The organism is Variovorax sp. JS1663, assembly GCF_002157355.1.
Taxonomy (GTDB): Bacteria; Pseudomonadota; Gammaproteobacteria; order Burkholderiales; family Burkholderiaceae_C; genus Variovorax.
Genome location: NZ_LYMK01000002.1, coordinates 30,569 through 48,903, shown reverse-complemented (window position 1 = coordinate 48,903; position 18,335 = coordinate 30,569). Strand labels below are relative to the sequence as shown.

The window sequence follows — 18,335 nt, the reverse complement described above, 5'->3', positions numbered from 1 at the left end:
CGCCCGAATGGGCGGCCGCTACGCGGCAAGTGAAGAAGACTGCCACCACTTCCTGGCGCCCCAACGACATTGTCGCCAATTGTTCTGCGACAACAACTTTCCGCGCGATTGCAAAGATGCGCGGTTGCCAAGCGCGACCAACGGGCCGGTGCTGTGATGGCGTGTTACCTAGCATCGAACGCTACCTAGACACGCTACGGAGAGTTCGCGCATGAGATCTCCCATTCATCCCGGACAGGCCGCTCATCCGCGCCAAGCGGGCTTCTCAATGGTCGAGGTGCTCGTCGCCATCGTGATTCTCTCCTTCGGCCTGCTCGGCATGGCGGGTCTTCAGGCTGCTTCGCTGCAAGCCAATCGCGATGCAAGGCTGCAGTCGATTGCTGTCGGTCTGGCGCGGGAACTCACCGAAATGATGCGAGGCAACAAAGACATCGCACTGTTGTCAACCAACAATCCTTATCTGGGCAGCTTCATCACCAGTCCGCTGGCCCCAGCGGCAGCCGGGTACTGTCTTGGCGTCGGCAACAGCTGCGCCACGTCCTCCGATGTCGCCGCGTCGCAGCTGACAGACTGGCTTGCGCGCGTCGATGCTGAACTGCCCGGTGCCCGAGTCACCATCTGCACGGACGCCGCGCCCTATGACAGCAGCAATCTGCCTAGATGGGCTTGCACCGGTACGACGGCCGCGCCCATCATTGTGAAGATCGGCTGGACCCGCGGCTCTACCAGATCGGCCAGCGCCTCGCTCGACGAGGCGTCGCGCCCATCGGTCGTCCTCTTCGTCACGCCGGGGAGCAGCATCTGATGCTTACGCCAAGAGGCTTGCCGTTCGCCCGTCGTTCTCGCCTGGTTCGAGGCATGACCCTCGTCGAACTTCTCGTCGCCATGATTGTGGGTATGCTGGTCGTACTGGCGACGGTCGCTGCACTGACAGTCACTCGCCGCGGATTCACCGCCGTGGACGCTGCATCACAGTTGCGCGACAACGGCCGTTTCGCCGCTGAGCTGATCCAGCGCGTGAGCATCCAGGCGGGCTACCGGGACGTGAGCTTCGCCTCCGGCACCCGAAAGACTCCTCCAAGTACAGATCCTCCGCCTGATGTCAGCGGCTTCAACAATGCTGCGCTGGATGCGAGCAATCCGCTCACTGCTTGGAGCTCCCGCAATTCCAGCGTTGCTGGCTACGGCAGCGACGTCCTGATTCTGCGCTATCAGGCCAGCCAACTCCGCTCTCAGTCGGCCGATCTCACCTCCGACAAATCGATGATCGACTGCGCAGGTAACCCCGTTTTGAGCGTACCGGATCCGGCCAGCCCCGACGCACGTGACACTCGCATGGTCAGCATCTTCCATGTCGATGTCCGTCAAGACGAGCCGACGCTGATGTGTACCTATCAGAATGTGTCGGGTGGCTTCACGACTGTTCCATTGATACAGGGTGTTGAACAGTTCCAGCTGCTCTATGGCGTGGATGGCGTCACCCCCGGAACGGCGCCGGCTTCTGGCGCATCGGCACCCGACGTCGCGAAGGCCTATCTACGCGCCGATGAATTGGTCGTTGCCGGCGACGCGGCGGGAACCAATGCCAACTGGCGTCGGGTGCGTAGCATCCGTGTTGGACTGGTGCTGCGCGGCGCAGCCGGTTCCAGCCAGACCGTCGAGACGCAGACTTTCTATCCCTTCGGAGCGAGCCAGTCTTCCGCAACCGCCGCAAAGGGCAGTGCTTTTGCATCGGCTGCCGACACAAACAGCACGTTCTCCGCACCAGCCGACGGGCGGCTCAGACAGTCGCTGACCTTCACGATTCACCTGAGAAACGACCAAGGGCTGGGGTACGCACCATGACCACCGCATCACTCCCGGTGGCGTCCAGCCGCTTTCCACGGCCACACGCGACAACGAACTACCAGAGCGGTGCATCCCTGATCATGGCTCTGCTCATCCTTGTGATCGTCTCGATCCTCGGTGTGAGTGCAGCGCAGATTGCCTCGATGGCCGAGCGCGGGTCCCGCAACGACCGCGACATGCAGATCGCTTGGCAAGCATCCGAAGCCGCACTGATGGACGCAGAGTTCGATATCCATGGCCCCAACAGTGCGGCGTCGAACCGCCTTTCCACCTTTACCGGCTCATCGAACCTCGGGGCTTTCGCCGCGAGCTGCGGCAGCGGCGAGCGCAAGGGCCTTTGCGCGGTCTCGACGAGCGGAAAGCCGACCTGGCTCGCTGTGGATTTCACCGACGCCAATACGGTCGCGCAGCTTGGCGAGTTCACAGGCAGATCCTTTGCCGCCGGCACGGCAGGTCCGCAGCCCGCACTCAAGCCACGCTACATCATCGAGGCGTTGTGCGACACGGCACGCCAGCGCGACCGGTCTGACCCCTGCACCAAGCTCATCTATCGCATCACGGCCATGGGCTTCGGACCTCGTGAAGACATCCAAGCCGTGACACAAACGGTCTACCGCAACTGAAACAAGTGTCGATCAGTTTCATGAACAACGACAAGCAACCACAGAAATCCTGCGCGCATCCGGCGACTCAAGTGCCACGCAACAGGACACGCTTGCGGCCATGGCCGATTTCACGGCGCGCATCGGCGTTGATGATCGCTCCGATCTTGGCATTGACCATCGCCGCCATCGCCCAAGTGGGGGCTCCCACGCCACCCGAGTTCAAGCCTGTGAGCCTGTCGAGCGATCCCCTCTACGCCAGCACGGCCGGCGACAAGCCGACGCTGGCCCTGGCCTTGTCGGTGGAGTTCCCGACGGTCGGCGCGTTGCACATCAAAGAGCCGCGCAATGCCGTGGACGACAGCTACAGCAACCTGAAGGAATACCTCGGCTACTTCGACGCCAACGGCTGTTATGCCTACAACGACACACCGACCGAGTCGCCGGCAACGGGTCTGACCCGCGCGGACTACAAGCGATTCGACCGCGTGGGCTCGGCCATCGATCGAACATGCTCGGACGTCAATGCCAATGCATTCAGTGGCAACTTTCTCAACTGGGCGTCAAGTTCCGCCATCGACATGATGCGCATCGCCCTGTCGGGCGGCGACCGCTACATCGACACGCCGGATCAGACCATCCTACAGCGAGCCATCATCCCCAATGGAGACCCGACTTGCATGTGGAATTCGCAGAACTTTCCCGGGAAGGTCCTGGCGCGTGCCGGTGGGACCAGCGGCAAGCCCTACTGGGGCGCGGTACCGGCGATCATGGCGACGGCTGCAGGCTCAAACGACATCTATGTCGGCAACACACTCAACCGGATCTATTTCGGCACGTCGTGGGGTGGGAACTGCATCGCCCCCAGCGGCTACGCCCTCGGTGGCTTGCCAATGACGTCCTCCATCGGCCGGACCCCGATCGAATCCCGATCTCAGTCCCTCCCCACCGATGCCACCTTATGCGCAGCTGAAAGCAATGCATGCAGCTTCACCGGCGTACGGGAGGTCTGGTACGGCGCCAACAACAGCTGGAACGTCGCAGTTGTGAGTGAGGGCACGACTTGCACGTACCTCACCTTTGGCGATCCTTTGGGGGGCGTCCATAAGTCCTGCTATACCCGCGCCTATTCCGGACCGTCCCTCATCGGCCCGATCGAATCCCGGTCTCAGTCCCTTCCCACCGATGCCACCTTGTGCGCGGCTGAAAGCAATGCATGCAGCTTCACCGGCGTACGGGAGGTGTGGTACGGCGCCAACAACAGCTGGAAGGTCGCACTTGTGAGCGAGGGCACGACGTGCACGTACGTCACCTTTGGCGATCCTTTGGTTGGCGTCCATAAGTCCTGCTATATCCGCGCCTTCGGGAACTCGCCAATGACGTCCTCCATCGGCCCGATCGAATCCCGATCTCAGTCCCTCCCCACCGATGCCACCTTATGCGCAGCCGAAAGCAATGCATGCAGCTTCACCGGCGTGCGGGAGGTCTGGTACGGCGCCAACGACAGCTGGAAGGTCGCAGTTGTGAGCGGGGGCACGACTTGCACGTACCTCACCTTTGGCGATCCTTTGGTTGGCGTCCATAAGTCCTGCTATACCCGCGCCGATTCGCTCAACAGCGACGGCTTCTTCTACGCGCGCGTGCAGGTGTGCCAGAAGGACAGTGCGGGCAACCTTCTCGAAGTGCGCGACTACGACTTCTGCACCAAGTATCCCAATGGAAACTACAAGCCGAACGGTGTGATCCAGAAGTACGGCAACCGCATGCGGCTTGCCGCATTTGGCTATCTGATGGATCAGACAGCAAGCTACAACCCCGGTGGACGCTATGGAGGTGTGCTGCGCGTGCCGATGAAGTATGTCGGCGGCAAGACGTTCGACATCTATGGTGCGGACAACACGCCGGCAGGCGGGAACCCAAAGGCCGAATGGGACATGTCCACCGGTGTCTTCACGGCCAATCCGGATGGCGACACCTCCCAGAACCCCGCCATTTCAGGCGTGATCAACTACCTCAACAAATTCGGGCGCATCGGCCCGGTGCCCGGTCGCTACAAGGTCTACGACCCCGTCAGCGAGATGTACTACGAAACATTGCGGTACCTGCAAGGCCTGCAGCCAAGCGACGACGCGGTCAGCAACTTGACGCCCGCGATGTACGACGGCTTCCCGGTCCACACCACATGGTCAGACCCTTACGGCGACGGCCGGCCGGCGGACGGTCAATATGGCTGTCTGAAAAGCAATATCGTGGTCGTCGGTGATGTCAACGTGCAAGAAGGCAGCAACCGCTATCCGAGTCCCGATGTCACAAAGAACATTCCCGACTTATCCCTGTGGCGGCTCACAGCCCTCGCGTTTGAGCGAAATCTTGTCAGCCGCGACTACACCGATGGCCAAGGCGTCGGGCGAGCCACAAGCAATCCGAATCCCTCCAACCTGTTGGCACCTTCGAACGCCATGATCGGATGGGCCTATTGGGCCCACACGCACGACATCCGCGGTACAGGCTGGACGGACGCGCCGACAAAGCAGCGCCCGGGACTGCGAGTCAAGACATTCACCTTCGACGTCAACGAATTTGGCGATCAGAACATCGAATCCCTGCGGCGATACAGAAATCAGTTCTTCATGACCGCCAAATACGCTGGCTTCGAAACCGAGCCTGCGAACGGCCCTGCCTTCAACAGGTTCGGCAACCCCTTCCAGCGCGAGGACGGAACCGTTGACAACAACGTCTGGCAGGATCCATCCCGTCCGGGCGAAGCCGCCGCCTACTTCATGCAGAACAATGCGCGCGGTGTGTTGACTGCCTTCGACACCCTCTTCAATCGCGCCGCCTCGTCCGCGCGCAGCATTGCCGGTGGCGCCGCCCAATCGACTTCCGTCGCGCAAGGCGCCACGACGACGATCTACCAAGGCGCGTTCGACACTTCGAACTGGACCGGTGACGTCGTGGCCATCACGTTGACCGGAACAGCCACGGGCGCAACCATCGGCTCCACCCCGCTCTGGTCTGCGAGCGCGCGCCTGGCGGCCCTGTCCAATCCAAACGCATCCCGCAACATCGTGATCGGCAGCGGGGGGGCCACCACAAACCCCGTTGCCACCAACTTCGCATGGGATGCCATTCCCTCGACCTTGCAAAGCGCATTGAACAAGCTTTCGCCGACCGCGGTGGCCGATGGGCTCGGGCAAAGCCGCCTGGCCTATTTACGCGGCGACAGGTCACAAGAACAAGAACGCGGTCTGTTCCGGCGCCGCGATGGCAAGTTGCTCGGTGACATCGTCAACTCAAACGTCGTTCACGTCGGCGCGCCTTCCAGCGCCATCCAATCCACCAGCTACGCTGAGTTCCTGAACGAATACAAGGGCCGGCAAGCTGCCGTCTATGTGGGTGCCAACGACGGCATGCTCCACGCCTTCAAGGCCGACACCGGCGACGAACTGTTCGCATACATCCCGAGCTGGATGGGCCCTAAGCTTTCGCAGCTCACCGATCCTCTCTATCTGGACAGTCATCAGAGCTTCGTCGATGGTCCGTCCATGGTGGCAGAGGCACAGCTCGGCACCAGCGGCACGAAGGAGGACTGGAAGACGGTATTGGTGTCCGGCACGGGTGCCGGCGGGCGTGGCGTTTTCGCGCTGAACGTCACCAATCCGGCCACGTTCACGGCTTCCGACGCGCTGTGGGAATTCACCTCCACGGATGACGCCGATCTCGGCTTCGTGGTCGGCCAGCCGCGCATCGTGAAATTGCGTACCAATGCGGCGAACGAACCCACGCCCACTTACAAATGGTTTGCAGCCGTTGCCGGCGGTGTGAACAACTATCTGCGGGACAGCGCAGGCGCATTCAGCTCGACGGGCAAGCCCACTTTGTTCTTGCTCGATCTGGCCAAGCCGGCAGGAACGGCGTGGACCCTGGGAAGCAACTACTACAAGATCTCGTTGCCCGTCGACACGACATTGGCAGCCAGCATCGCTCCAGGGGTCCTCAACCTCCGCGAAGTCGTGGACTCCGATCGCGTGACCACCCAAATCTTTGCTGGCGATCTCCACGGCAACTTGTGGAAGCTGGATTTTCGCGCACGGCCGTCTACCGAGTGGGACATCGCACATCTCTCGGCCTTCTACAAGGGAAGCGAGCCGGCGCCGCTCTTCATCGCCAAGGATGCCGACGGAAATCGCCAGCCCATCAGCATGGCACCGATCTTGGTGGCCGGCGAATCGTCCATCAGCTCCTACGTGGCCTTCGGCACAGGCAAATACCTCGAGGCGAGCGATCGCGGATCGACAGCAAAGAATTCGTTCTACACAGTGCTGGACAGCGGGGTGGCCACTTTCGACAGCTCCGCCGGTGCCAGCGTGATCAGCGGAAGAGGTCGATTGAAAAGCGGCACGATCGACACCAATAGCGGAATCGTGGGCGTCGACCCCTTTGTCTGGGGACGCGCGACCAGCGATGACGACACCACGCGACGCTCGGGCTGGTACATCGACTATGCCGCAACCGTCGGCGAGCGCCAGATCAGCAGCGCAGCGCTGGCAGGCGATACGTTGATCTTCGCCAGCCTCATCCCGGGAAGTACCAACGCGGCGGTCTGCAATGTCACGGCGGGCAGCGGACGACAGTACCGCTTGAACGTCGACACGGGCGACGGCAGCTTCCGAACGTCGACTGTGGGTTTCCTTGGTCAACCGTTGATGATTGAGTTGGAGAGCGCCGCAACGGAAACTATCAGCAACACCACTGGCCGTCGCGTGCGAAAAGAAAGCAAGACAGTCGTCGACTTGGGTAGCGATGGACTGTCGTCAACATCGACTCAGGTCACTTCGATCTACACAGGCCGCCTCAGCTGGCGTCAGATCAGCAACTATCAAGACTTGAAACACGCGGCAGCACCATGAAGAGATCTGGCTTTTCCAAGCAACAACCGTCGCGCGGCTTCACGCTGATCGAGCTCATGATCGTGGTGGCGGTGGTCGCGTTGCTTGCGGCGATCGCCTACCCGGCCTACACGGATTCGGTGCGCAAGGGCAGGCGTGCCCAGGCGCGCACTGCCCTCATGGAACTCCTGCAGCAGCAGGAACGCTACATGACACAGAACAACACGTACCTCGCATTCAGCAACGCTTCCGGGACCACGAACCCGGCCAACGCAAGCACGGTCTTCAAAGTCTTTGCAGGCGATAGCTCGACTGCACCGCCCTACTGGCTGAGCGCAACCACGTGCGCCAAGCCAGGCGGAGGCACATTTGCGATCAGGGACTGCGTGGCGCTGGTCGCCACCCCGACGATTGGCGATCCCGTGGTCGGTGCCCTGAGCCTGACGAGCACCAGCGTGAAAGGCTGCGACATCGCAGCGACAGATTCCAAGTTCAAGCTTTGCTGGCCATGAACAAGCGCCGTCCCCATGCAGGCGCCAGCGGATTCACGCTGATCGAGCTTCTGGTTGCCATCGCCATCGCCGTGATTCTTCTGATGATCGGCGTGCCCAGCTTTGTCACCTTCCAGCGCAACTCGGAGCTCACCTCTGCCACCAACACCCTGGTGGCCGCAATCAACGCTGCACGCGGTGAAGCCATGAAGCGCAGCATGAGCGCGCTGATCGTCCCGGCGAGCGGCAGTGACTGGGGCACGGGATGGACGGTGTTCGTCGATGTCGATCGCGATCGCAGATACGACGAATCGAAAGATGTCACGATCCTCAAGCAAGGCGCCTTGCAGAGCTACTTCTCCGCCAGCGCGCAATCGGGGGATGGAAGCGCCACAGACTACCTGATGTTCGACGCGTCAGGCTACAGCCAAACGGTAGGCACGGCGGCCTTTCGATCTGTGACCCTTTCCATTCAGCGCAGCGATCTTGCAGACGCCGCGCTCAAGGAGCAGACCCGGCTGATCGTGATTGCCGTCACGGGCCGGGTGCGTGTTTGCAAGCCAGCAACGGACACGACTTGCGTCACCACCGCGACCGAGTAGTGGCCCGTCCTGGTTACGCTCGCCTCGACCATGGCTTGTGTTGATCGTAGCGCCTCGCGGCACGTTCAGATCGGCGCCGACCCACCCGCGCTCGGCACCGGCATGCCCTCCCGCCACACGCGCAGCATGCCTTCCTGCGCGGTCGAGGCGACCAGCCGCCCGTCCGGCGTGAACAGGCTGCCCCGGCACAGCCCGCGCGCGCCGCTGGCGCTGGGCGAGTCCATCACGTAGAGCAGCCAGTCGTCCATGCGGAAGTCGCGGTGGAACCACATGGCGTGGTCCAGGCTGGCGGGCCGCACCTTGCCGCTGATGAAGCTAAGCCCGTGTGGCCGCACGGCTGCGCGCAGCAGGCCGTGGTCGGAGGCATAGGCCAGCAGCGCGCGGTGCACGATCGGGTCGTCGGGCAGGGGCGCGATGGCGCGCAGCCAGATCGCGCTTTCCGAGGGGCGCGGCTCGGGCGCCAGGATGTCGTCGGGATCGGCGCGCCGGTATTCGATGCCATGCGGCAGCAGCGCCTTCGCTCGCCAGCGCTCGGGCAGCCGGTCGCCCAGCGCGCGGCGCTGGTCCAGCTCGCTCGGCAGGCCCTCGGGGCCCGGCGTGGCGGGCATCGCGAACTGGTGCTCCACGCCCTCGTCCACGGTCTGGAAGGAGGCCGACATCTCGAAGATCACGCGCTCGCCCTGGCGCGCCACCACGTGCCGCGTCGTGAAGCTGCGCCCGTCGCGCACGCGATCCACCGAATAGTCGATGGGCGCATGCTCGCCCGGCAACAGGAAGTAGGCATGCATGGAATGGATCGGCCGGTCGGCATCGACGGTGCGGCTGGCCGCCACCAGCGACTGGCCCAGCACCTGGCCGCCGAAGACGGCCGGCGTGCCGATGTCCTCGCTCCGGCCGCGGAAGCGGTCGCCGCCCAGTGGCTCCAGTTGCATCAGGTCGACGAGGTCGCCGACGAGGCGGGCGGCGTTGGCGGGATCGGTCATTGTGGACAGGCAGCGCTGAAGGGAATCCAGCGACGATAGCAAAGAGCCCGCCGCTCGGCTGTCCCCGGTCTGTCAGCGGTCCAGGTCGGCGCCGTCGTCGGCCAGCTTCTTCTGCAGCGCCGGCACATCCACCTCGGCGAAGCGCGCCCTGCCCAGCGCAGCCGCTGCCGTGCCCGCCGCCTGTCCCATGACGAAGCAGCCGCCGCTGGCGCGGGCTGCCGACTGGCCTTCGTGCGTCATCGACGCGCAGCGCCCCGCCACCAGCAGGTTGTCGACGCCTTGCGGCACCAGCATGCGCCAGGGCAGCTGGTTGTAGGTGCGCTGCCCATCGCGTGGGAAGGCCCACTCGATCTTTCCGGCGGCGTGCATCTCCATCGGCCAGGCGTTGATGCCGATGCTGTCGTCGAAGCGCGCCGACGACAGGATGTCCTCGCCGTCCAGCGCATAGAGGCCCTCGATGCGCCGCGTCTCGCGGATGCCCACCTGCGGCGCGATCTCGACGATGGCCGACCCTGCGAAGCCCGGCACCTCCGCCTTGAGAAAGCGGAAGTACTCGACGATCTGGCGCCGGCCCTCGATCTCGCCGTCGCTCAGTTCGCGCGCGTCCACGCCGTTCATCGCACCGCCCTTGGCATTGCGGATCTGCGTGACGTTGGCGCGCCATTCGCGCGGATCGATCTGCGGCCGCAGGATCGCGCCCTCGCGCGGGAAACGATAGGCCCCGGGATCGCGCTCGAGCGCCTTCGCCATCAGTTCGTTGATGGCCTTGAACTCGCTCACGGCGGCCAGCGCGCTCGGCGCATCCACATGGCCGACGCGGAACATGGTCGAGGGAAAGAGCCCGCTGCCGTGCCCATCGCCCACCGCGAAGGGCACTCCCGCGAAGGCCGCCACGTCGGCATCACCGCTGCCGTCGATGAAGGCGTTGGCACGGATGGCGAGCCGCCCGGACTTGGTCTCGACCACCAGCGCGGCGATGCGCGGGCCGTCCATCACCACCGCCGCGGCCAGCGCATGGAACAGCAGCGCCACGCCCGCATCGAGCAGCAGCCGGTCGGCCGCGCACTTGTAGACCGAGGTGTCGTAGGAGCGCACACGGATGCGGCCCTGCATGCCGTCCTGCGGCTTGTTGAGCCCACCCAGCGCGTCGATGCGCGCCAGCAGCTCATCGACCACGCCGTGCACCAACTGCGTCATCTCGCCGCCGCGCTTGCCGTACAGCCCGGCGAAGTTGGTCACCCCGCCAGCCGTGCCCATGCCGCCGAGGAAGCCGTAGCGCTCCACCAGCAGCGTGCGCGCGCCGTGGCGCGCCGCGCTCACGGCCGCGGCGATGCCGGCGGGCCCACCGCCCACCACGACCACGTCGTACTCGCCGAAGACCGGCAGGCTGCGTTGCGGCTCGATGACGGTGGCGGTCATTGGAGTTTGATGCCCTGGCTGGAAATGATCCTGGTCATCAGCGCCGCCTCTTCCTTCACGCGCGTGCGCATGCCGTCGGGCGAGGTGCCCACTGCCTGCCAGCCCTGCTCGAAGAGCTTCTGCCGCACCTCCGGCGACTTCATCACGACCGCCAGCTCGCGCGTGATGCGCTCCTGCGCCTGCTTCGAGAGATTGGCCGGGCCCAGCAGCGCGGTCCAGACCTCGAGGTTGAAGTCCTTCACACCGGCATCGGCCAGCGGCGGCAGCTCGGGGACCAGCGCGCTGCGCCCGCTGGTCACGCCGATGGCCTTGACCTTGCCGGCCCTGACCTGGGGCATGGCCACGCCCGGCGGGATCAGCGCCATCTGGATCTGGTTGCCGATCAGGTCGGTCATGACCTGCGGGTTGCCCTGGTAGGGCACGTGCACCGCCTTCATGCCGGGCACGCGGCTCTTGAGCAGTTCCATGCCCAAGTGGCCCACCGAGCCCACGCCCACCGAGCCGTAGCTCCACTTGTCGCCGCTCTTGCGGCCGGCGTCGAAGAAGGCCGTGCCCGTCGGCAGGCCGTTCTGCGCCACAAGCACCAGCGGCGCGGTGGTCAGCAGCGAGAGGTAGGTGAAGTCCCTGGCCGGGTCGTAAGGCAGCTTCGGATAGAGCATCTTCGACGAGGTGAGGTTGCCGTTGATCACCACGCCGAGGGTGTGATCGTCGGTCGCCTTGGCCACCTGGTCGGCCGCGATGTTGCCGGAGGCCCCCGGCTTGTTGTCCACCACGATCGGCTGGCCCAGCGCCTTGGCCAGTGGCTCGGCGATGGTGCGCGCTGCGATGTCGGGCGTGGAGCCGCCGGGGAAGCCGACGACCAGGCGCACCGGCTTGGTGGGCCAGGTGTCCTGCGCGGCGGCGGCGAGCGGAAGGGCACAGGCGGCGATCAGGAGGACTCTCTTGGACAGGTGCATGAACGAGATGGAATGGAGCAATGGAAGGCAGAAGGATAAAGCCGGCCTGTCGCCGGGTGTGACGCAGCGATGTCAATCGAGGCTGATGTTCCCGCGGCGAACCAGTTCCCCATAGACCTTGGACTTGGCCTCCGCCTGCCGCCGGATCTCCTCCGGCGACCAGGCCAGCGGCTCGAAAGCAAAGGTGTCGAAGCGGGCGCGGATCTCCGGGTCGGCGATGACCTTGGCGACGTCGGCGTTGATCTTCGCCTGGATGGCCGGCGCCACGCCCTTGGGCGTGAGGATGGAGACGAAGGAATTGACCTCCAGCCCCGCCGGTCCGCCGGCCTCGGCCATGGTCGGCACGTCCGGCATCTGCGGCACGCGCTTGGTGGTGGCAACCGCGATGTAGCGCAGCTTGCCGGCCTTGTAGATGCCCTGGCTCGACGGAATGCTGGCGAAGGCCCATGGCACCTCGCCGGCGCCCACATTGGCGTAGAGCTGCGAGACCTCGCGATAGGGGATGTGCTGCATCTGCACGCCGGTCAGCGCTTCGAGCTGTTGCGCACCCAGATGCCCCGGGCTGCCCACGCCCCAGGAACCGTAGCTCACCGGCCCGGCCTTGGCGGCGGCGACCAGGTCGCTCATGTTCTTCCAATTCGAATCGGTCGGCACCGCCACGAAGAAGGGCGTGCGGAACAGCGAAGCCACCGGGTCGAAGTGTTGCAGCGTCACGAAGTTGCGCGACTTGTACAGGTGCGGCAGCGCGGCGATGTGCTCGCTGTCCAGCTGCAGCAGGGTGTAGCCGTCGGGCGCGGCGCGCTTGGCCTGGTCGATGGCGATGAAGCCGCCGCCGCCGGGCTTGTTGTCCACCACCACGCGCTGGTTCCACAGGCGGCTGAGCTTGTCGGAGACCAGGCGCAGCACCGCATCGGGGCCGCTGCCGGCAGCGAAGGGCGTGACGAGGGTGACGGGCTTGCTCGGGTAGTCGGCCTGCGCCCACGCACCGGTGGTGACGAGCAGGCCGGCGATCAGCGAGAGGATGGGTTTCATGAAGGCTTGTCTCCTTTGGATGGCGATGAGAAAGGCGTTTCAGGCGGCGGCGCGCCGTGCGTCCGCCAGACATTCAGCGGGGTTCCAGGCATAGAGCCATTCGACCGCATCGTAGAAGCGCTCGGGTGTGCGCCCAGTCCAGAGGCCGTTGCGCACCAACCGCTCCACGCCCTTGGCATGGTAGAGGCGCCCCATCTCGCGCACCGACAGCACCACGCGGGCGGTGCGCGCCACGCGGGCCGACGAATACAGCTGGAAGGCGGCCGGCAGGTCGTAGTCGCAGGCCTCGACGGCTGCGCCCAGCGTGACCGCATCCTCCAGTGCCATGCAGGCGCCCTGCGCCAGGTACTGCATCATCGGATGGGCCGCGTCGCCCAGCAGCGTGGCCGGGCCCTGGCTCCAGCTCGCGACCGGCTCGCGGTCGGCGGTGCTCCAACGGCGCCACGAGGTGGGCCGGTCCAGCAACTGGCGCGGGCGCGCGTGGATGCCCTCGAAGTAGGAAAGCACCTCTTCCTTGCTGCCGTCGGTCACGCCCCATTCCTCGTCGTAGCGGCTGTGGAAGGTCACGACCAGGTTGTATTGCTCGCCGTGGCGCAGCGGGTAGTGCACGAGGTGGCAGTTGGGGCCGGCCCAGACCACCGGCGCGTTCCAGCGCAAGTCCTCGGGCATGTCGACCGTGGGCACCACCGCGCGGTACACCACATGGCCCGAGACACGCGGCGCGTCGCCGATCAGCTTGGCACGCACCACCGACTTCACGCCATCGCAACCGACGATCGCATCGGCCTGGAAGCGCCGTCCGTCGCGGGTGACGGCTGTGACGCCGCGCTCGCCGATGTCCAGGTCCTGCACCTGCGCCGAGGTGTGGAAGCGGATCAGCGGATGCTGCTTCACCGCCTCGTGAATGGCGCCGTGCAGGTCGGCGCGGTGGCTCACCGCATAGGGATTGCGAAAGCGCGCGCGGAAGGCCTCGCCCACCGGGACCGAGGCCACCTCGCTGGCGTCCACCGCGTCCATCATCACCAGCCGATCGGTGAAGACCGCGCCGCGCCGCACGGCCTCGCCCACGCCCAGCGCATCGAGCGCCGCGAAGGCATTGGGCCCCAGCTGCAGGCCGGCGCCGATCTCGCCGATGGCCGCGCTCTGCTCCAGCAGGTCGATGCGCATGCCCAGGCGCGCCAGCGCCAGCGCGGCCGCCATGCCGCCGATGCCGCCGCCGATCAGCAGCACGGAGGGCTTGTCCTGTCGTGGGGTGCTCATGGTGTGTCTCCAGTGGGGTGGCGCAGGCGCTCAGTCGACGCGCACCGCGATGGGCGCCAGGCCGTCGATGGTCACCTTCATGGTCTGCCCGCGCTGCACCGCACCCACGCCTTCGGGCGTGCCGGTGAAGATCAGGTCGCCGGGCTGCAGCGCGAACAGGGTCGAGAGGTTGGCGATCACCTCGCTGACCGACCAGATCAGGTTGCGGATGTCGCTCTTCTGGCGCGTCTCGCCGTTCACCTCGAGCACGATCGCGCCGCCGTCGATCGCACCGCCGTCCGCGAACCGGCGCACCGGGCCGATGGGCGCGGAGAAGTCGAAGGCCTTGCCGATCTCCCACGGCCGGCCGGCTTCGCGCATCTTCATCTGCAGGTCGCGGCGCGTCATGTCCAGCCCGACCGCGTAGCCGTAGATGTGCTTGGGCGCGTCCTCGGCCGCGATGTCGCGGCCGCCCTGGCCGATCAGCACCACCAGCTCGGCCTCGTAGTGGTAGTTGGCGGTCTGGCCCGGGTAGGGGATGCCCACCGTCTCGCCGGCCGGCACCGGCACGATGGAGGCGTCGTCGTTGGGCTTGCAGAAGAAGAAGGGCGGCTCGCGGTCCGGGTCGAAGCCCATCTCGCGGGCATGGGCCGCGTAGTTGCGGCCGACGCAGTAGACCCGGCGCACCGGGAACAGGTCGGACGAGCCGGCGATGGGAAGGCCGACGGTAGCGGGCGGCGTGACGACGTAAGACATGAGGAAACTCCTGCCGCGGGCGCGGCACATGGTTCAAGAAAAGAAGGGACATGCGGCGCGGCGGCGCCGCCGGGCTCAGGCGTCCTGCAGGAAGGCCTCGCGCAGCACGCCCATGGCCTGCTGCACCGGACGGTCGGAGAAGCTGAACAGCACCGCTTCCTCCGAGGCCGAGAAGCGCAGCGGCGCCCACGAGGGCACGACAAAGGTGTCGCGCGGGCCGAAGTCGAAGCGCTGGCCGCCGATCTCCGCCGTGCCGCGCCCCTCGACCACGCTGTAGACCGTGCCGTCGGTCGCGCGGTGCGTCTTGCCGGCAAAGCCCTTGGGCAAGAGCTGCAGGTTCGTGCCGATGGTCGGCATCGGCGCGCCGCCCGTCAGCGGGTTGACGTAGCGCAGCTTGTGGCCGAGCCAGGCGTCGGGCGCCTCCTGCTTCTGCAGCTGGGCCAGCGCCTCGCGGCTGCGGGCATAGGGATAGTTGAAGATCGGCGAGGTCGGCGCGACGTGGTCATGCCGCACCGGCACCATGTTGTGGCCGAAGCGGGCCAGGCTGTTGCCCTCGGCCTTCGCCACGTGCTGCACCTTGGCATCGTCGTTCTCCGCGAAGCCGGCGTCGAAGAAGCGCAGCATCGGGATGTCCAGGCCGTCGAGCCATACCACCGGCTCGGCCACGCCCTCGATGCCCTCGTTGCCATGGTCGTGCCAGGCCCAGGAGGGCGTGATGATGAAATCGCCCGGGTACATGGTGGTGCGTTCGCCCCCCACGGTGGTGTAGGCACCCTTGCCGTCGACGATGAAGCGCAGCGCCGACTGCACGTGGCGGTGCGAGGGCGCGATCTCGCCCGGCATGATCAGCTGCAGGCCGGCATAGAGCGACTGGGTGATCGAGGAGCGGCCCGGGATGGCCGGGTTCTCCAGCACCAGCACGCGGCGCACCGCCTCCTCGGCCGTGATCAGCGCGGCCGACTCCATCAGCAGCGGGCGGATCTCGTCGTAACGCCAGAGGGCCGGCACGCAGGGCGTCTGCGGCTCGCGCGGCACCAGGGCATGCAACGACTCCCACAGCGGCGTGAGGTTCAGCGGGCGGATGCGTTCGTAGTAGCCGCGGCGTTCGGCAGCGTTGCCGGCCGGGACGGCCTGGGTGGCGGTGTTCATGGTGGGTGTCTCCGAGGCGGTGGCCGCCTTGGGATGCATTGTTCGCCGCGACCACTATTTCCTCAAGACCTGCAGCCAATACCTGCCATTCCGTTTTTCGATAATGAGTACCGAGAAGGAACACCCCATGGCCAAGCTCGACCTCGAATGGCTCGCCGTCTTCGACGAGATCTACAAGACCGGCAGCGTCTCCAAGGCCGCCGAGCGGCTGGGCCTGGCGCAGGCCGCGGCCAGCACCATGCTGAACAAGCTGCGCGCGCACTTCGACGACCGCCTGTTCGCCCGCACCGCCCAGGGCATGCAGCCCACGCCCTATGCACAGCGCATGCTGCCCCACGTGCGGGAGGCCTTGTCGCAGATCGAACAGGCCCGCGGCAGCCGCAGCAGCTTCGACCCGGCGCGGGCGCAGCGCAACTTCCGCATCTGCATGACCGACATCAGCGAGGTCGTGCTGCTGCCCGGCCTGCTCGACCACCTGCGGCGCACCGCGCCGGGCGTGCACCTGGAGACCGAGATCATCTCCACCGACAGCGGCCGCCGCCTGGCCGACGGCGAGGTGGACCTGGCGGTGGGCTTCATGCCGCAGCTGGACGCGGGCTTCTACCAGCAGACGCTGTTCATGCAGAACTTCGTCTGCGTGGCGGCGCGGGCGCATCCGCGCATCGGTGAGCGGCTCACGCGCAAGCGCTTCGAGGCCGAGGCGCATGCGGTGATCTCCTCCTCCGGCACCGGCCATGCCATCGTCGACAAGACCATCGCCCGCCTGGGCCTGAAGCGCGAGGTGGTGGTGGCGCTGTCCAGCTTCCTGAGCGTGGCGCGCATCGTGGCGCATACCGAGCTGATCGTGATCGTTCCGCGCATCCTGGGCGAGGTGCTGGTCACGCAGGAGCCGGTGAAGCTGCTGGATCCGCCCTTCGCGCTGCCGCCCTACGCGGTCAAGCAGCACTGGCACGAGCGCTTCCATGCCGACCCGGGCAATGCCTGGCTCAGGCGCACCGTGGCGCAGCTTTTCGGCGGGAAATAGTGCCCCCGGCTTGCTACTGCGTATGCTTCGCCGCCCCCGAGGGGGAGGCTCGGCCGCCGTGGGGCGGCCCGGCGGCGGCCGGGCGCGCCGCATAATCCGCGGGCGCTCCCCCACGATTCAACCCCTCATCCAGGCCGACCCATGAGCTCCATCACCCTGCGCTTCCTCGCCGAACCCAGCACCGTCAACTTCGGCGGCAAGGTGCACGGCGGCACCGTCATGAAGTGGATCGACGAGGCCGGCTACGCCTGCGCCACCAGCTGGTCCAAGCGCTACTGCGTGACGGTATTCATCGGCAGCATCCGCTTCCACCACCCGATCATGATCGGCGACCTGGTCGAGGTGGAGGCCAAGCTGGCCTACACCGGCACCAGCAGCATCAACATCGCCGTCGAGGTGCGCAGCGGCGACATGAAGGGCGGCGAGATGCAGAAGACGGCCGAGTGCCTGATCGTCTTCGTCTCGGTCGACTCGCACGGCCGGCCGCTGCCGGTCGTGCCCTACGTACCTGCCACCGACGAGGCGAAGTCGGTGGCCGCGCGGGCCAAGCAGCACCTCGAGGCCTCGCGCGCGGCGGGCACGGCCTGAACTCCTGCACAGGCCTTCAGCGCGCGTAGCGCCGGAACAGCGTCGCCAGCCGCGTGGCCGCCAGCGACAGCGGCGAGGCCCGCAGCTTCAGGATGCCGAGCGTGAGCGCCGGCAGGCTCATGGCCAGCGGCACGCGCACGATCTGGCGCGCATAGGGCTCGATCGACAGGAAGCGCTCGGGCAGGATCAGCAGCAGGTCGCTGCGCGTCACCAGGCCCCAGCTGACGCCGAAGGTGTTGGTCTCGATGGTGCGCTGCGGCACCGGCAGGCCGCTTCGCTGCAGTTGGTCGAAGAGCACGGTGTGGTGGCTGCCCGGCGCGCGGTGCACCAGCCAGTCGGCGTCGACCAGGTCCTCCCAGCGGGTGGCTCGCGCCAGCGGGTGGTCCGGACGGCAGGCGACGATCATCTCGATCGGCGCGATCGGGTCGAGCTCCAGGTCGCCGTCCAGCGCACCTTCCATCGCGCCGGCCACTGCGAAGTCGACAAAACCCTCGCGCAGCAGCGGCAGCACCATCGGCATCAGGCCCTCGTACAGCTTGAGTTGCGCGTAGGGCAGCGTGCGCCGGAACTCGCGCACCACCTTCGGCAGCGCGCCCATGAACACCACCGGCGTCACCGCCGCTGCCACGCGCGCCTGCTTGCCGCCCTGGAGCTGACGGATGTCCTGGCGCGCGAGCGCCAGCTGCTCCTGCGCCAGGCGCGCGCGCACTGCGAGCTGCCGGCCGCACTCGGTCAGTTCCACGCCGCGTGAGCTGGC

The 18,335-nt window shown here is 66.1% G+C and carries 16 protein-coding genes; 8 read left to right on the top strand and 8 right to left on the bottom strand.

The genetic code is table 11. The features are described 5' to 3' along the window. Window positions 1-211 precede the first annotated feature (211 nt). Genes pilV through A8M77_RS02425 form a run of 6 tightly spaced genes read left to right on the top strand, consistent with a single transcriptional unit; the run spans window position 212 to window position 8,432 of the window. On the top strand, window positions 212-805 hold the full coding sequence (pilV, locus tag A8M77_RS02450; RefSeq protein WP_086919963.1) for a type IV pilus modification protein PilV: 594 nt from the start codon (window positions 212-214) through the stop codon (window positions 803-805). Window positions 806-858: 53 nt separating this feature from the next. Further along, entirely contained in the window at window positions 859-1,845 is a 987-nt protein-coding gene (locus A8M77_RS02445) for a PilW family protein (protein WP_086919962.1), read from the top strand. Between the two features lie 17 nt (window positions 1,846-1,862). Continuing rightward, the gene (locus A8M77_RS02440; protein WP_443270122.1) at window positions 1,863-2,471 is read left to right on the top strand and encodes a pilus assembly PilX family protein; all 609 of its coding nucleotides are present in this window, start codon (window positions 1,863-1,865) and stop codon (window positions 2,469-2,471) included. A 20-nt stretch (window positions 2,472-2,491) separates the two neighbouring features. After that, on the top strand, window positions 2,492-7,360 hold the full coding sequence (locus A8M77_RS02435; RefSeq protein WP_086919960.1) for a pilus assembly protein: 4,869 nt from the start codon (window positions 2,492-2,494) through the stop codon (window positions 7,358-7,360). After that, a complete protein-coding gene (locus tag A8M77_RS02430; RefSeq protein WP_086919959.1) occupies window positions 7,357-7,851 on the top strand; it encodes a type IV pilin protein in 495 nt (164 codons plus the stop codon). The genes A8M77_RS02435 and A8M77_RS02430 overlap by 4 nt, the downstream gene beginning before the upstream one ends. Continuing rightward, a complete protein-coding gene (locus tag A8M77_RS02425; RefSeq protein WP_086919958.1) occupies window positions 7,848-8,432 on the top strand; it encodes a GspH/FimT family pseudopilin in 585 nt (194 codons plus the stop codon). The genes A8M77_RS02430 and A8M77_RS02425 overlap by 4 nt, the downstream gene beginning before the upstream one ends. A 65-nt stretch (window positions 8,433-8,497) precedes the next feature. On the opposite strand, the gene A8M77_RS02420 is transcribed toward A8M77_RS02425, so the two are convergent. The 7 genes from A8M77_RS02420 to gtdA form a co-directional block, all read right to left on the bottom strand. Continuing rightward, a complete protein-coding gene (locus A8M77_RS02420) occupies window positions 8,498-9,415 on the bottom strand; it encodes an acyl-CoA thioesterase (RefSeq protein ID WP_086919957.1) in 918 nt (305 codons plus the stop codon). Between the two features lie 72 nt (window positions 9,416-9,487). Continuing rightward, on the bottom strand, window positions 9,488-10,834 hold the full coding sequence (locus tag A8M77_RS02415; RefSeq protein ID WP_086919956.1) for an FAD-dependent oxidoreductase: 1,347 nt from the start codon (window positions 10,832-10,834) through the stop codon (window positions 9,488-9,490). Continuing rightward, window positions 10,831-11,790, bottom strand: coding sequence for a Bug family tripartite tricarboxylate transporter substrate binding protein (locus A8M77_RS02410; RefSeq protein ID WP_086920196.1), 960 nt, complete (start codon window positions 11,788-11,790; stop codon window positions 10,831-10,833). The genes A8M77_RS02415 and A8M77_RS02410 overlap by 4 nt, the downstream gene beginning before the upstream one ends. A 72-nt stretch (window positions 11,791-11,862) precedes the next feature. Then, window positions 11,863-12,822 (bottom strand): Bug family tripartite tricarboxylate transporter substrate binding protein, encoded by a 960-nt coding sequence (locus A8M77_RS02405; RefSeq protein WP_086919955.1) that lies wholly within the window; start codon window positions 12,820-12,822, stop codon window positions 11,863-11,865. A gap of 39 nt (window positions 12,823-12,861) precedes the next feature. Continuing rightward, complete coding sequence (locus A8M77_RS02400; RefSeq protein WP_086919954.1) at window positions 12,862-14,082, bottom strand: 3-hydroxybenzoate 6-monooxygenase; 1,221 nt, start codon at window positions 14,080-14,082, stop codon at window positions 12,862-12,864. Between the two features lie 30 nt (window positions 14,083-14,112). Then, a complete protein-coding gene (locus tag A8M77_RS02395) occupies window positions 14,113-14,817 on the bottom strand; it encodes a fumarylacetoacetate hydrolase family protein (protein ID WP_086919953.1) in 705 nt (234 codons plus the stop codon). A 75-nt stretch (window positions 14,818-14,892) separates the two neighbouring features. Further along, complete coding sequence (gene gtdA, locus A8M77_RS02390) at window positions 14,893-15,966, bottom strand: gentisate 1,2-dioxygenase (RefSeq protein WP_086920195.1); 1,074 nt, start codon at window positions 15,964-15,966, stop codon at window positions 14,893-14,895. Window positions 15,967-16,093: 127 nt separating this feature from the next. Here gtdA and A8M77_RS02385 point away from each other — a divergent pair, with 127 nt between their 5' ends. Beyond that, the gene (locus A8M77_RS02385; RefSeq protein ID WP_086919952.1) at window positions 16,094-16,990 is read left to right on the top strand and encodes a LysR family transcriptional regulator; all 897 of its coding nucleotides are present in this window, start codon (window positions 16,094-16,096) and stop codon (window positions 16,988-16,990) included. Window positions 16,991-17,131: 141 nt separating this feature from the next. After that, window positions 17,132-17,578 carry an acyl-CoA thioesterase gene (locus tag A8M77_RS02380; RefSeq protein ID WP_086919951.1) on the top strand — a complete coding sequence of 149 codons (447 nt, stop codon included), beginning with the start codon at window positions 17,132-17,134 and terminating at the stop codon, window positions 17,576-17,578. Window positions 17,579-17,594: 16 nt separating this feature from the next. Here the strand turns inward: A8M77_RS02380 and A8M77_RS02375 are convergent, their stop codons facing one another. Then, window positions 17,595-18,320, bottom strand: coding sequence for a LysR substrate-binding domain-containing protein (locus A8M77_RS02375; protein WP_238136679.1), 726 nt, complete (start codon window positions 18,318-18,320; stop codon window positions 17,595-17,597). Window positions 18,321-18,335: the final 15 nt, after the last annotated feature.

What these genes read in the sequence shown, in the direction of transcription:
- pilV (WP_086919963.1), top strand. Translation starts at nt 212, where the DNA reads ATGAGATCTCCCATTCATCCCGGACAGGCCGCTCATCCGCGCCAAGCG.
- A8M77_RS02445 (WP_086919962.1), top strand. Translation starts at nt 859, where the DNA reads ATGACCCTCGTCGAACTTCTCGTCGCCATGATTGTGGGTATGCTGGTC.
- A8M77_RS02435 (WP_086919960.1), top strand. Translation starts at nt 2,492, where the DNA reads ATGAACAACGACAAGCAACCACAGAAATCCTGCGCGCATCCGGCGACT.
- A8M77_RS02430 (WP_086919959.1), top strand. Translation starts at nt 7,357, where the DNA reads ATGAAGAGATCTGGCTTTTCCAAGCAACAACCGTCGCGCGGCTTCACG.
- A8M77_RS02425 (WP_086919958.1), top strand. Translation starts at nt 7,848, where the DNA reads ATGAACAAGCGCCGTCCCCATGCAGGCGCCAGCGGATTCACGCTGATC.
- A8M77_RS02420 (WP_086919957.1), bottom strand. Translation starts at nt 9,415, where the DNA reads ATGACCGATCCCGCCAACGCCGCCCGCCTCGTCGGCGACCTCGTCGAC.
- A8M77_RS02415 (WP_086919956.1), bottom strand. Translation starts at nt 10,834, where the DNA reads ATGACCGCCACCGTCATCGAGCCGCAACGCAGCCTGCCGGTCTTCGGC.
- A8M77_RS02410 (WP_086920196.1), bottom strand. Translation starts at nt 11,790, where the DNA reads ATGCACCTGTCCAAGAGAGTCCTCCTGATCGCCGCCTGTGCCCTTCCG.
- A8M77_RS02405 (WP_086919955.1), bottom strand. Translation starts at nt 12,822, where the DNA reads ATGAAACCCATCCTCTCGCTGATCGCCGGCCTGCTCGTCACCACCGGT.
- A8M77_RS02400 (WP_086919954.1), bottom strand. Translation starts at nt 14,082, where the DNA reads ATGAGCACCCCACGACAGGACAAGCCCTCCGTGCTGCTGATCGGCGGC.
- A8M77_RS02395 (WP_086919953.1), bottom strand. Translation starts at nt 14,817, where the DNA reads ATGTCTTACGTCGTCACGCCGCCCGCTACCGTCGGCCTTCCCATCGCC.
- gtdA (WP_086920195.1), bottom strand. Translation starts at nt 15,966, where the DNA reads ATGAACACCGCCACCCAGGCCGTCCCGGCCGGCAACGCTGCCGAACGC.
- A8M77_RS02385 (WP_086919952.1), top strand. Translation starts at nt 16,094, where the DNA reads ATGGCCAAGCTCGACCTCGAATGGCTCGCCGTCTTCGACGAGATCTAC.
- A8M77_RS02380 (WP_086919951.1), top strand. Translation starts at nt 17,132, where the DNA reads ATGAGCTCCATCACCCTGCGCTTCCTCGCCGAACCCAGCACCGTCAAC.